Source organism: Gluconacetobacter tumulicola (assembly GCF_014174215.1).
Taxonomy (GTDB): domain Bacteria; phylum Pseudomonadota; class Alphaproteobacteria; order Acetobacterales; family Acetobacteraceae; genus Gluconacetobacter; species Gluconacetobacter tumulicola.
Map to the genome: position 1 here is coordinate 117,512 of NZ_JABEQL010000003.1, position 13,342 is coordinate 130,853.

The 13,342-nt window shown below is 64.6% G+C and carries 9 protein-coding genes; 4 read left to right on the top strand and 5 right to left on the bottom strand.

Annotation, left to right across the window (positions count from 1 at the left end; genetic code table 11):
• Positions 1–5 precede the first annotated feature (5 nt).
• The gene (locus HLH29_RS03155; protein WP_246373709.1) at positions 6–2,210 is read right to left on the bottom strand and encodes a TonB-dependent receptor; all 2,205 of its coding nucleotides are present in this window, start codon (positions 2,208–2,210) and stop codon (positions 6–8) included.
• A 651-nt stretch (positions 2,211–2,861) separates the two neighbouring features.
• On the opposite strand from HLH29_RS03155, the gene HLH29_RS03160 reads away from it, so the two are divergent.
• The 3 genes from HLH29_RS03160 to argE are packed head-to-tail and all read left to right on the top strand — an operon-like array spanning position 2,862 to position 5,858.
• The gene (locus tag HLH29_RS03160) at positions 2,862–3,269 is read left to right on the top strand and encodes a RidA family protein (RefSeq protein ID WP_182964685.1); all 408 of its coding nucleotides are present in this window, start codon (positions 2,862–2,864) and stop codon (positions 3,267–3,269) included.
• Between the two features lie 49 nt (positions 3,270–3,318).
• A complete protein-coding gene (locus HLH29_RS03165) occupies positions 3,319–4,683 on the top strand; it encodes a purine-cytosine permease family protein (protein ID WP_182964558.1) in 1,365 nt (454 codons plus the stop codon).
• Entirely contained in the window at positions 4,680–5,858 is a 1,179-nt protein-coding gene (argE, locus tag HLH29_RS03170) for an acetylornithine deacetylase (protein ID WP_182964559.1), read from the top strand. The genes HLH29_RS03165 and argE overlap by 4 nt, the downstream gene beginning before the upstream one ends.
• On the opposite strand, the gene HLH29_RS03175 is transcribed toward argE, so the two are convergent.
• From HLH29_RS03175 to HLH29_RS03190, 4 genes are all read right to left on the bottom strand, one after another.
• Entirely contained in the window at positions 5,822–6,778 is a 957-nt protein-coding gene (locus HLH29_RS03175) for a LysR family transcriptional regulator (protein ID WP_246373711.1), read from the bottom strand. The two genes, argE and HLH29_RS03175, sit on opposite strands and share 37 nt — an antisense overlap.
• Before the next feature lie 67 nt (positions 6,779–6,845).
• On the bottom strand, positions 6,846–8,078 hold the full coding sequence (locus tag HLH29_RS03180; protein WP_182964560.1) for a flavin-containing monooxygenase: 1,233 nt from the start codon (positions 8,076–8,078) through the stop codon (positions 6,846–6,848).
• A gap of 332 nt (positions 8,079–8,410) precedes the next feature.
• Positions 8,411–9,808 (bottom strand): glutathione-disulfide reductase, encoded by a 1,398-nt coding sequence (gene gorA, locus HLH29_RS03185; protein ID WP_182964561.1) that lies wholly within the window; start codon positions 9,806–9,808, stop codon positions 8,411–8,413.
• Between the two features lie 12 nt (positions 9,809–9,820).
• Positions 9,821–10,711: a ferredoxin--NADP reductase gene (locus tag HLH29_RS03190; protein ID WP_182964562.1), complete on the bottom strand. Its 891-nt coding sequence runs from the start codon at positions 10,709–10,711 to the stop codon at positions 9,821–9,823.
• Positions 10,712–10,911: 200 nt separating this feature from the next.
• On the opposite strand from HLH29_RS03190, the gene HLH29_RS03195 reads away from it, so the two are divergent.
• The gene (locus HLH29_RS03195) at positions 10,912–13,332 is read left to right on the top strand and encodes a helicase-related protein (RefSeq protein ID WP_182964563.1); all 2,421 of its coding nucleotides are present in this window, start codon (positions 10,912–10,914) and stop codon (positions 13,330–13,332) included.
• Positions 13,333–13,342: the final 10 nt, after the last annotated feature.

A 13,342-nucleotide genomic window follows, 5' to 3' on the forward strand; every position in this document is an offset into this window, starting at 1 on the left:
CTGCCTCAGAACTCGGCCTTGATCGAGCCGAAATACTGTCGCGGCGCCCCGACCAGGAACGATTGGTAGTCGCCGGACAGCGAGAACCCGTTTTCGCCCATCGTCGAGACATAGCGCGCGTTGGACAGGTTATAGATGTTGAACCCCAGTTCGAGCCCCTTCAGGAACCGCCCTCCGGCGGTCGAGGCCACCAGATCCGTCAGGCGGTAATTCATGCCGAAATTCGCGATCCAGTAGGCCGGCACCTTCGCATCGCCGACATAGCTGAGGTTGCGCCGCGTGGTGTAGGCCGCATCGACATGCGCTTCCAGGTCACGCCAGCGATAGCTCAGCGCCGTCTTGTACATCACACGCGGATAGGCCACGACCTGCACGCCGCGCGTATGGTACACCACCCCGCCGCTTTCCACGTTCTGGTCATAGGTGGCGTGATTATAACTGACGCTGTTCGTAAAAGAGAGGCCGCGAAGCGGCCGCAGCGTCAGGCCGGCATCCACGCCATTCATCGTGATCCCGCCCACATTGGCGACGATCGTCTGCGGGTTGATGATCGCACCCGACGAAATCATCTGTAGCCGGTTGAAGAAATTTACCCGATAGGCATGGATCGTCGCATCCATCAGCCTGTCGCTGTACCGATAGCCCACCGCATAGGCCCAGTCGCTCTCGGGCTTCAGCCCCGGCCGCGCCATGTCATAGGCGGACTGGGTCACGGCGAAAGGCGACGCTGCCGTCTTGAACTGCGCCTGCGGATAGGCATGCACGTTCTCAGCGATATCGAAATAAAGCTCATGATGTTTGAGAAAATGCCAATCCCCGCTGATATGCGGCAGGAAGGCACGGAACGTCGTCAGCCCGACACCGCCGACCGACGCATCGTTCCCATAATAACCGGTGTTGTAATAGGCATTCCCGGCGCGCGAGACGTTGAGAAGCGACTTGAAACCGAAATGCAGGGCCAGGTTCGGCAGGACGTTCCAGGTATCCTGGGCATAGGTGGTAAAGGTATTGGTATTGATCGTCTGCCCGTAAAGCTGCATGAACGGCGTCAGGTTCGCAAAACCGCCCACCGAGTTGATCGGGCTTCCCTGGCCGGGCAGAGGCTGTTCGTAGCCGAACATGCTCGATACAAAACGGTTATTTTCGTACCAGACACCCGCCTCGATATGATTGCGCGCGATGTCGTAATGCAGCGCCGACAGAATGCCGAACCGCTGGATGCTCGGCTGCTTGACCTGCTCGAACATCGGCGCACCATTCGGCGACGGGTAGAACGGATTGCTCCATGTCAGGATGCTGTCCTGGCCGTGGCCATAGGCGGTCGTCTTCCAGCGCAGGCGATCGGTCAGCGCGAAATCGCCCTTCAGATAGCCGAAATAATCGTTGATGTTCGACGAACCGTCATAATAGGCCGCATCGGCCTTGTCCGATATCCTGTCGAGGGAAGAAGGATAGTTTCCAAGCGCCGCATTATAGGCATTCGCATACCCCGAATACCGGCCATTGTAATAATTATCGACGAAATACCCGCCATTATGCAGGATATCCAGTGAATAATCCTGATAGAGATATTCGTGCAGGTCGCTCCAGTCGAAATACGCGCTCACGCTGCTGTCCGCCCCCACGGGCTGGATGAGCTTCGCGTTGACCTGCTGGGTGAAGTCGTTTCCGCCCCCCTTCCATTTATGCATGTCATTGCGCGAATAGGACACGTAGAAACGCGTACCGGTATCGTTCAGCGCGCCGCTGTCCACGCGGGCGAAGGTATGGAACATGCTGTTGCTGCCGAAGGTCTGGTTGACCTGGCCGCCGGCCTTCTTCTTCGGATCGGACGAGACATATTCGATCGAACCACCCAGATTATTGGTACTGGCAACAGATTCCGCACCGGCCCCCGTCGAGACGTCGAGACGGCCGACATTCTCCGACGAAATCGCCTCGATCGGGTTAAGGCCGTTGTAATTGCGATAGACGAGTTCACCCAGCGGCACGTCGTCCAGCGTGGTACTGATCTGGTTCTGCATGAACCCATGCATGTAGATCTGGCTCGACCACGTATCCACGCCCTGCGGATCGGCGGACTGGAACATGATGCCGGGCTGGGCACCGAGTACCTTCAGCGGATTGGTGCCGGCAACGGCGCGCTGGATGTCCGCGCTGCCCAGGGTGATCATGGTGCCATGGGCGCGACGGCGGGCGGAAACGGTCATGTTCTCCACCTCCGGTGCTACAACGGACGGAAGCGGCCGGGCATGCCTTGCCGCGGCCCGTCCGGCAGCATGCGGCCTTTCCTGCGTTTTTGCAGCAGGTCGTTCGGTCGGAACGGGCGCGGCGGCAGCCACGCCGGTCAGCGCCGACGTCAGGAGCAGGGCCGCAGCGACGGCACCGATATGATCACGACGATCACCCCGTCGCCGGCTACGGATCGTCTTGCGAACAGCGATCCGACACTTCATGTCTGCGCCACAAAAATCAGAAGACTTGGACACGGATATTACACCCCGGCGATTTATTTTCTGCGACAATGTCAAAATACATCTGAAGGCAACTGAATACTGATCCAGCCAGCCTGGAAATATTGATGTTGATGTCGTTATCGTATCGGATCATACCCGGCACGCAATAATTGGATTTGGAGGAACTGATACGGAATTTTCGATCCAATGCGCGGCACCGTCCGCGCTGCATCCGAATCCGCGAAGCTCCCCTTCGGTTTTTAATTCTTTGCCCGGCACGCGCGATGGTATCTGTCTTCATTCCGAAAAAGGATCGTTCCGGATAACCCACCGGGGCCGGCATCCGGCTGGCCGGACGATCGTGCTTCGGACATGAAACTGGATATGGCTGATCTTCCCATGAACATGACGCACCGCCGGATACGGCCCTTCAACACGAAGGACACCTACCCCGAGCAGAATCTCGACAACGATCTGTGCCAGGCAGTCGTGGCAGGCAAGATGGTCTATCTCCGGGGCCAGGTCCCCCAGGACCTCGACACCCGCGAGAACATCGCCGTCGGCGACCCGGTGGGACAGGCCGAGCAAGTGGCGCGGAACATCCTGCTTCTGCTGGCCGAAGCCGGGGCCGAACCGCGCCATATCTGCAAGGTGACCGTCTATCTGACGGATATCCGCCATCGCGAATCCGTCTATCGCGTGCTCGGCCGGCATCTGCATGGCGTTTTCCCGGTCTTTACCGGCCTTGTGGTCGTGGCCCTCGCACGGCCGGAGTGGCTGGTCGAAGTCGATATCATCGCGCAGCTCGACTGAATCGCCCCGCCAGCATCACGACACACCGGCCAGAGGGAATGATCGCGGCATGCCCGCTGAACTTATCGAAACGGGAACCATCTACCCCATCGCGCGGAACCGGCGCCACGGCTCGGCGCGCGACCTGTTCACCATCTGGTTCGGCGGCAACCTGATGATCCTGACGGTGATGACCGGCGCGCTGACGTCCACCGTCTTCCACCTGTCCGCCGCGATCGCCCTTCTCGCAGTTGTGACGGGCAATATCGCGGGCGGCCTGCTGATGGCGCTGCATGCGGCGCAGGGGCCGGTGCTGGGCGTACCGCAGATGGTTCAGGCCCGTGGCCAGTTCGGCCTCTGGGGTGCGGCGTTCATCACCGTCCTCGTCGTCCTGATGTATGTCGGCTTCACCGCCTCGAACCTCGTCCTCGGCGGTTCGACGCTGAACCTGCTCTTCCCCTCGTGGGCGCGTGCGGTGGCCGTGGTTCTCATCGCCCTGTTCTGCCTCGTTCCCGCGATCGCCGGCTATCGCATGCTGCATCTTGCCGGCAAGGTCGGCACCGTGCTGGGCGCGGTGGCCCTCGCTCTCTGCGGCCTTTCGTTTCTGCTCATCCCATCGGGCCCGCCGGTGGCACCACCCGCTCCCTCCGGCGGTTTCGTCAGCTTTCTGGGCGCGTTTTCGATCGTCGCACTCTGGCAGATCGCATTCGCACCCTATGTTTCGGACTATTCGCGCTATCTGCCCGATACCGCGCACGGCACCCGCGGCGCCTTCCTGGCCACCTATGCGGGTTCCTGCCTCGGTGCCGCGCTGCCGATGCTCGTCGGGCTCGGCGTCGGGCTGGAAATGACGGCCGGCGGCTCGCCGGTCGCGGCGCTGGCCCTGCGTCTGGGCTGGCTGAAATGGCCCGTTTTCGGCGCCTTCACCCTGGGCATCGCCGGCCCCGTCGCCATGAATGTCTATTGCGGCACGCTTTCTTTGCTGTCGGTGCTGCAAACCATCGTCCCCCGGCGCCATTTCGGCGCGTCATGGCGGATCGCGGTCACGCTGACGCTGTACGGCCTGGCGGTCTGGGCCGCCCTGTTCATGGCCGACGGCTTTCTGCAAAGCTATCTCGAATTCATGGACCTGCTGATGGCAATCATGGTGCCATGGACGGCGATCAATCTGGTCGATTATTACCTCATCCACCACGGCGTGTACGACGTCGACGCCTTTTTCCGCCCCGACGGGGGCCGCTACGGCCTGGTGAACAAGGCCGCCATGGGCTGCTTCTTTCTCAGCCTGCTCGTGCAGTTCCCCTTCCTGTCGGGCAATCTCTACACCGGCCCCATCGCGCGCATTCTGCACGGGGCCGACATCTCATGGATCGTCGGCCTGCTGGTCACGGCACCGCTCTACTGGCTGCTGGCACGGCGGAGGCACGCCCAATGAATGATACGGTTTCCACCCTGGCGTCGCTCGTGGCCTTTCCCAGCATCTGCGGAACCTCGAACGCGCCCATCATGGACTGGATCGAGCACCGTCTTGCCGCGCTGGGCGCCCACATCCACCGGGTGCCGGGTTACGACGAAGGGCGCTCCAGCCTGTTCGCCTCCGTGGGGCCGGACATCGAAGGTGGAATCGTGCTGTCGGCTCATGCCGACGTGGTGCCCGTGGCCGGCCAGCCCTGGACATCCGATCCATTCACCCTGACCGAACGCGACGGCCGGTTATACGGCCGGGGGTCGAGCGACATGAAGGGCTTCATCGCCTGCATGCTGACCGCCGCCGCCCGCGCGGCGACGCAGCCGCTGATCCGGCCACTGCATCTGGCCATTTCCCATGACGAGGAACTGGGATGCGTCGGCGTGCGCTCGCTGCTGGATTTCCTGCGTCACGAAGGCATGGGCGCCCAAGGCTGCGTGGTGGGCGAGCCAACCGGCATGGAAGTCGCCGTCGCACATAAGGGCAAGGTGGCACTGCGCCTCACCTGCCATGGACGGGCGGCCCATTCGGCCAATCCGCTGCGCGGGATCAACGCCATCGTCCTGGCGGCGGGAATGGTCGACGCGATGCAGGCCCTCCAGAAGCACATCGCGTCAACAGAACCCCATGATCCGCGCTTCGATGTCCCCTTCTCGACGGTCCAGACCGGTTTGATTTCGGGCGGCACCGCCCTGAACATCGTGCCCGACCGATGCGAAATCATGGCCGAAATCCGCTTGCTGCCCGGCATTTCGCCCCAGCCCTATATCGCCTGGCTGCACGAGGCAGGCCAGCGGCTCACCCGCGACGGATCGCACGGGCGGATCGAGATCGACATCACGAACGCCTATCCGGGCCTTGCCGGCGACCCCGGAAGCGAATTCCTGTCTCTCGGCCTGCGTCACGCGCGCAGCAACACCACGCGTGTGATCGATTTCGGCACGGAAGCCGGGCTGTTCCGGAACGAACTCGGCCTGCCCTGCATCATTTGCGGCCCCGGCGACATCGGCAGGGCCCATAAGGCGGACGAATACGTCACCCGCGCCGAACTTGCCGAAGCCGACCGCTTCCTGGCCGAACTGGTGAACGGGCTGTGTCAGCCGGGCTATTCGGCCGCAGGCGGGTCCATGCCGGGGATGTAATCGTCCGAGATGCAGGTCCGGCAATGGGCCTCGAACGTCTCCAGCAACCGGGACTGGCGAATATTGGCCAGCGTCGCGGTTCCGATCACCATCGGCCGATGCTGCCCGGAGACGGGAACACGGACGACCCGCCGGCCGTCCAGGGCGAGATCCGAACGCGGCCGCACATTGGCAAGCGTGTAGCCATACCCGTTCGCGACCATGGTCCGCACCACATCCTGATGCGCCGAGCGCAAATGGATCCTGGGTTGCAGGCACTCGACGAAGAACAGGCCCAGAAAATATTCCGAACTGAGCGGCAGATCGAGCAGGATCAGCGGTTCGGCAACAAGCTCCGCCAGAGTGACCGACGCCCGCCCCGCGAACGGATGCGTCTCGCTGACCAGCACATGGGGCGGTAGCCGCGCCAGTGGCGAGAAAAGGATACCCTCGGGAATCTGCAGGTCATAGGTGATGGCGACATCGATTTCCGCCCGCCTCAGCCTTTCCAGCAATTGTCCCTGATCCGCCGTGAACTGGCGGATCTCGGTCGCCGGATGGGCCGAGGTGAACTGATGCGCCAGTTCCGGCATGATCATCGGGGCAAGGGTGACCATCGACCCGACGGAAATCTGCCCCCTCACCTGTTCCGACACTTCCGAGGCCGCAGCATACAGCCCTTCGGCCTGTTCGATGACATGCCGGGCTTCGGCCAGAATCCTGTGCCCGGCCGGCGTCAGCGACAATCCCTGGGCATGGTGGCGAACGAAGAGCTGAACGCCCAACTCCTGTTCCAGATGGCTGATCGCGGTCGAAATCGATGGCTGCGAGATGGAAAGCCGTTCCGACGCACGGGTGATCGACCCCAGATCACCCGCGGCGATGAAATATTCCAATTGTCGCAGCGTATAGCGCGTCGCGCCCCACATTCCGTCCCGCATCAGCCATGTGCATCATATCGCCAGGCAATGATCAAGCGGAAACCCCGCTTGGATGCCCCAGCGACAGTCAGCCTCCGTTCCGGGCCTCTATCTGCCCGGCCAGATAGTCCGCATCGTGCCACACGCCCCAGATGAAGGGGGACGCCCTGCGCGACAGCCACGCGAGGCCGAGGAAATAGAGCCCCGGCTCTTCCGAAACGCCGCGCTGGTGGCGCGGAGCCCCGCGCTCGTCGAAAATGTCCGACTTGATCCATCCAAAATCGAGCGCGTAGCCGGTTGCCCAGACGACCGAGGTGATGCCGGAAGCGGCCAGGTCGAGTTGCGGGACAGGGTCGGTGACGCAGGCAGGATCGGGGCCGATCCTGCGCGCTTCCGGCTCCTCCGGCAGATCCAATCCCTCGCTCAGGCAATAGGCATCCGCCGCATCCAGCATCGACAGGTAATTCGCATCGCCCTCGGCGATGTTCCTGGCCAGATCGGGCATGATGTCCATGACGCCGTTGCGGAACGACGCACACATGCCCAGCAGGGTAATCCCGGATGCTGCAAGATCGCGAAAATCGACGGTATGCCCGCCACGCGCACCACTGACCGCGATCGTGACATGCGCCGTCGCCGGATCACGCACTTCGGTGTTCCACATGCCCAGCACGCCCAGCCACCACACGAAGTCGCGGCCGCGATAACGGCGCGGCGGCCGATCGTGCGGGCCGACCGACAGCCAGACCGGACGGCCGGCGCGCCGCAATTCATCGGCGATCTGCGCGCCGGAAGATCCCGCCCCGATCACCAGCACGCCACCCTCGGGCAATTGGGAGGGATTCCTGTAATCCTTCGAATGGATCTGCATCACTCCGGCATCTTCCGGGATGATGGGCGGAACGGCAGGTTTCTGGAACGGACCGGTCGCTACGACGACATTGGTCGCGTCGATCACGCCCCGCGACGTTTCGGCCCGGAACCCCTGTCCGTCATCCGCCTTGCGCAGGGCAAGCACCTCGACCCCGCAGCGGATCGGCGCCTTGATCTGTCCGGCATAGGCTTCGAAATATTCGACGATCTGGTCGCGCGGCGCAAAACCGTCCCCATCGGTATGGGGAAACGTCATGTTGGGAAATCTGTCGTGCCACGCGGGGCCGTTGGCAACGAGGGAATCCCAGCGCTCCGAACGCCAGCGTTCCGCGATCCGGCTCCGTTCGACGACGAGGTGCGACATGCCCCGGCGGCCCAGATGCTCGCTCATGGCCAGGCCGGCCTGCCCGCCCCCGATGACAAGCGTATCGACCTTCTCAACCGTCATAGTGTACCTCGCTGTCGGATTTTACGGATTTTGTTATGACATCGTGATGTCCTCTTCCATTTCATAATAAAAATGTTCAACATCAGAAATAATAATAATATTTTCTTCTGATTAGGTTTTTCCTATGGGAAATTCGAATGCGCATTGCTTTGCCATAGGCAGCCGGCATCGGCGTCGCTCACGCGCATGGCTGCGGAGCACGGGGGAATCTTCGGGAAAGATCGTAACATTCACGCTGACGCCGGAACGCTTCGCAAGCGTTCGCATGCGGCAACATTGATTGCCGCCCTGGCTGGCGAAAAACCGGATGCCTGCCAGGGCAGCGCGCGGCGTCAGTCCGCGATGCGTTCCGTCACGCGGGTACGGGCCCGCATGGTCACGAATTCCTCGGCCGAGGTCGGGTGGATGCCGACCGTGCGGTCGAAATCCTGCTTGGTCAGTCCCGCCGTCACGGCGATGGCCAGCCCCTGCATCATCTCCGGCGCGTCGTCGCCCAGCATATGCGCGCCGACGATTTTCTGGCTCGCCTGATCGACCACCAGCTTCATCACCGTCTTGCGCGTCCGGCCGCTGAGCGTGTGGCGCATCGGCGTGAAGCGCGCCAGATAGATATCGACCGTGCCGTCCCGCGCCGCCTCATCCTCGGTCAGCCCGACGCTGGCCAGCGGCGGCGAGAAGAATATGGCCTTGGGCGTGGTCTCCAGCGACCACTCGCGCGGACGCCCCTTGCCGAACAGACGATCGGCCAGGCAGTGGCCCTCGGCGATGGCAACCGGCGTCAGGTTCAGCCGGTTCGTCACGTCGCCGATGGCGAAGATGCCGGGCACGTTCGTCTCGCCCACGGCATCGACGACGATGCGCCCCCCTGCCGTCACCGACACGCCCGCATGGTTCAGGCCCAGCGCACCCACATTCGGGTTGCGCCCGGTGGCGAAGAACACGCAATCGGTCTCGATCTCCGCGCCATCGTCCAGCACGACCGTATAGCCGTCACCATGGGCACGGATCGAAACTGGCGAGCGCCCTTCATGCTGCCGGATACCCCTGTCCCCGATGGCCTGATGCAGGGCCGTGCGCAGATCATGGTCGAACCCACGCACCGGCAGATGCTGGCGATAGACCAGATCGACCTCCGACCCCAGCCCCTGGAAGATGCCGGCGAACTCCACCCCGATATAGCCGCCGCCAATCATGCACACCCGGTTCGGCCGCTTCGCGAGATGAAACGCCTGGTCCGAGGAAATCGCATGCTCGATCCCCGGAATCTCGGGCAGATCGGGCCGCGACCCGGTCGCGATCACGATCCGCGCCGCCGTCACGCGCCGCACCGGCGCCTCCGGCGCCAGCTCGCCGGGACCGATCACGATCGTATGCGCGTCCTCGAACCGGGCGGTGCCGGTCAACAGCGTCACCCCGGACTTTTCCAGCATCGAGACATAGATGCCGTTCAGGCGCGCGATCTCATGGTCCTTGGCGGCGATCAGGGCCGCCCAGTCATGATGGCCGGGGGCGAAATCCCAGCCGAACCCGTGGCTGTCACGGGCCAGGTCGCCATATTCGGCGGCCTGGACCATCAGCTTTTTGGGCACACATCCCAGATTGACGCAGGTGCCGCCCCAATGCCGGTTCTCGGCGACGGCAACGCGGGCACCGTGCGCGGCGGCAATGCGCGCGCAGCGCACACCGCCCGACCCCGCACCGATGACGAACAGGTCGAAATCATACGTCATGTCGGTTTCCGCTCAGCGTTCGGCGAACGCCTTTTCGACCACATAGGCGCCGGGGTTGGAATTGTTGCCCTCGTCGAAGCCACGGGCTTCCAGCAGCGCCTCGGTATCGGCCAGCATCTCGGGCGAACCGCAGATCATCACGCGGTCATGCTCGGGGTCCAGCTCGGGAATGTTCAGATCGGTAAAGATCTTGCCGGACTCGATCAGCTTGGTAATGCGGTCGGTCACGGCGAACTCCTCGCGCGTCACCGCCGGATAGTACAGCAGCTTGCCCGACACGTCCTCGCCCAGGAATTCATGCTGCGGCAACTCGTGGCGGATATGGTTGGCATAAGCCAGCTCGCCCGAGATCCGCACCGTATGGCTCAGGATCACCTTGTCGAACCGCTCATAGACCGCCGGGTCCTTGATCAGGCTCATGAACGGCGCCAGCCCGGTGCCCGTGGACAGGAAATACAGGTTGCGGCCGGGGCGCAGATTGTCCAGCAGCAGCGTGCCGGTGGGCTTGCGGCCGATCAGCACCTTGTCGCCCGGCTTGACGTGCCGCAGGCGCGAGGTCAGCGGCCCGTCGGGCACGGCGATGGAGAGGAATTCGAGCTGTTCCTCGTAATTCGCGCTGGCGATCGAATAGGCACGCAGCAGCGGCTTGCCCTCGACCTCGATGCCGATCATCGCGAACTGCCCGTTCTCGAACCGCAGCGCCGCATCGCGGGTGGTTGTGAAGCTGAACAGGCGGTCGGTCCAGTGATGGACGGTCAGCACCGTCTCGGCGTTCAGGTGGCCATAGGTCTTGGTCGGCTCGGCCAGATGATACACGCCCGCCTCACCCGGAACAGGTTCCAGACCGCTCGGCACGGTCCCGGCAGGCATGGTCCCAACAGGCATGGTCAACGTCTCGGACATGAGATCAGAACTCTCCGTCATCACAGGGATTCAGTACGCCACGAGCCGCGGCAAGGCCCCGTTCGTGCAGAAGGGAGTGATGTTTAAGCACCCAACGCCCCCGATGCCAGCACAAAACCGCGATCGGAGGGTTGAGGCAGCGTCAGGTCTGCCCAACCACGACCGTTGAGACTTGACGCGCGATGGCGCACAAACCGGGTATGACATCCAACTCTCCCGCCGCCAGCGCCGTCGCCGCCGCCATCGCCGAAACCGGCCTGACGGTCGAAACCCGCGAACTGCCCAAGCTGGAACGCACCGTCGCCCGCGCCCTCGTCCCGGGCCAGGACCGCGTCGACGACGCCACCTTCCGCGCGGCCCTCTGCACCGTCCGCCGCAAGCCATGGGGCTCGCGCCTGATGGACCTCACCCGCCGCGCGGGCCAGGTCTGGGTAACCCGCGCGGATACCGAGGCCGCCGCCGCGACCATCGACGAGCCCGAACCCGCCGACGCCCAACTGCTCGACGCGCTCGGCGTCGTCGTCCGCGCGCGCCTCCGCGCCAGCGCCCCCACGCCCGAGGCGGCCGTGGAGACCGTCCGTGCCGACCTGTTCGACGGCACCGGCCGCGTCCTGACGCCGGCCGAGACCGAAACCCTGTCCCGCGCGGTGGCCGAAGCCTTCGCCCTGGACCCGCAATCGGGCTTCGTCGAGGGCATGCGGCGCGACGCCGACATCAGGCGGCAGGAACAGGAGGCCATCGAACAGGCCGCCCGTACCCGCCGCACCGAGGAAGAACGCCGGCTGCAGGAATGGGAAACCAGCCTGGTCGGCTTCTCCGAGGTTCCGCGCCTGCTGCGTTGCTCGGGCAAGGAAGCCCTGCGCTGGATCGCCGAGAACCGCCTGCCCGTCGCCCGCCGCGTGCCGCAGCCGGACGGCACCGAACACTGGGAATTCGACCCCAGGGAACTGGTGGCCCTGCGCAAGCACCTGCCGGAATGGCGCGGCGGCGCCCCCACCTCCCCTGCCCTGGTCCCGGATGCCGGCACCCGCAAGGTCGGCAACGCCGTCATCGCCCGCGTCGCGGCACTCGATCGCTATGCCGCGCATTTCAAGACCGCACGGGCCTTGAAACGCCGCATCACGCTGGTCACCGGCCCGACCAACAGCGGCAAATCCCACACCGCGCTGGAAGCCCTGGCCCGCGCCGAAAGCGGCATGGCGCTGGCGCCATTGCGCCTGCTGGCCCACGAATTCCGCGAAGCCCTGACGGCGCGCGGCGTGCCCACATCCCTGGCCACGGGCGAGGAACGGATCGATGTCCCGGGCAGCCGCCACCTGGCCGCCACGGTCGAGATGTGCCCCTTACACAACCCCGTCGATGTCGCGATCATCGACGAGGCCCAGATGCTGTCCGACCCCGATCGCGGCGCCGCCTGGACGGCCGCGATCATGGGCGCCCCGGCACGACATCTCTATGTGCTGGGCGCCCCGGACTGCGTGCCGATGGTCCGCCGCATCGCCGAACTGTGCGGCGACCCGCTGGACGAGGTGCGGCTGGAGCGCAAGGGCCCGCTGGTCACCGCCAGCGAAGCCGTCCAGGTCAAGGACCTGAAACCCCATGACGCGCTGATCGCCTTCTCCCGGCGCGAGGTGCTGGACCTGCGTGCATTGCTGCTGGCACGCGGCCGCAAGGTCGCCGTGGTCTACGGCGCCCTCAGCCCCGAAGTCCGCCGCGCCGAAGCCCAGCGCTTCAATGACGGCGCCGCCGATATCCTGATCGCGACCGACGCCATCGGCATGGGCCTGAACCTGACGATCCGGCGCGTGATCTTCACCGCGCTGCGCAAGTTCGACGGCACCCAGACCCGCGACCTGAACGCGCAGGAGGTCAAGCAGATCGGCGGCCGCGCCGGCCGCTACGGCAAGCACGAGCAGGGCGTGGTGGCCGTGCTGGCCGGCGCGGGCAGCGTCAGCTTCGTGCGCGCCATGCTGGCCGCCCCACCCGCCGAGCCCACCGACCTCCGCCCGCAGGTCCAGCCCGATTCCGACATCATCCAGGCGGTCGCGGCCGAAATCGGGTCGGAGAGCCTGTTCGGCGTGCTGTCACGCATCCGCCGCGCCGTGCTGCGCCATGACGACCCGAATTACCGCCTGGCGAACATGGAACAGGCCTTCGCCATCGCCACCGCGCTGGAAGGTGTCACCGGCCTCACGCTGGCCCAGCGCTGGGTCTATGCGATGTGCCCGGTCGACGACCGCGACAACGGCATCCAGCGCCTGGTCCAATGGGCCGCGGACCACGCCGCCGGCCGTCCGGTCATCCCCCCCGGCACCGGCCGCCTGCCCCCCGCCGAGAGCGCCGACCGCATCGAACTGGAACGCGCGGAAAAACGCCACAAGCGCCTGGTCGCCTGGCGCTGGCTGGCCCTCCGCTTCCCCGACGCCTACCGCGCGAACGAAGACGCCGAAGACGCCACCGCCCGCCTGAACGACTGGATCGAGGACGTGCTGCGCCAGCAGAGCAGCCGCGCCCGCGCGGACAATGCCGAGCAGCCGGCACACAAGCGCTCCGGCCCCTACAAGCCGGGCAAGGGCCCAGGCGGCAACGGGCGCAAGCCCCGATCGGCTGCCCGCACCTGAACTATCCCCC

Coding starts and splice junctions, on each gene's coding strand:
- HLH29_RS03155 (WP_246373709.1), bottom strand. CDS start 2,210: ATGACCGTTTCCGCCCGCCGTCGCGCCCATGGCACCATGATCACCCTG.
- HLH29_RS03160 (WP_182964685.1), top strand. CDS start 2,862: ATGACGCACCGCCGGATACGGCCCTTCAACACGAAGGACACCTACCCC.
- HLH29_RS03165 (WP_182964558.1), top strand. CDS start 3,319: ATGCCCGCTGAACTTATCGAAACGGGAACCATCTACCCCATCGCGCGG.
- argE (WP_182964559.1), top strand. CDS start 4,680: ATGAATGATACGGTTTCCACCCTGGCGTCGCTCGTGGCCTTTCCCAGC.
- HLH29_RS03175 (WP_246373711.1), bottom strand. CDS start 6,778: ATGCGGGACGGAATGTGGGGCGCGACGCGCTATACGCTGCGACAATTG.
- HLH29_RS03180 (WP_182964560.1), bottom strand. CDS start 8,078: ATGACGGTTGAGAAGGTCGATACGCTTGTCATCGGGGGCGGGCAGGCC.
- gorA (WP_182964561.1), bottom strand. CDS start 9,808: ATGACGTATGATTTCGACCTGTTCGTCATCGGTGCGGGGTCGGGCGGT.
- HLH29_RS03190 (WP_182964562.1), bottom strand. CDS start 10,711: ATGTCCGAGACGTTGACCATGCCTGTTGGGACCATGCCTGCCGGGACC.
- HLH29_RS03195 (WP_182964563.1), top strand. CDS start 10,912: ATGACATCCAACTCTCCCGCCGCCAGCGCCGTCGCCGCCGCCATCGCC.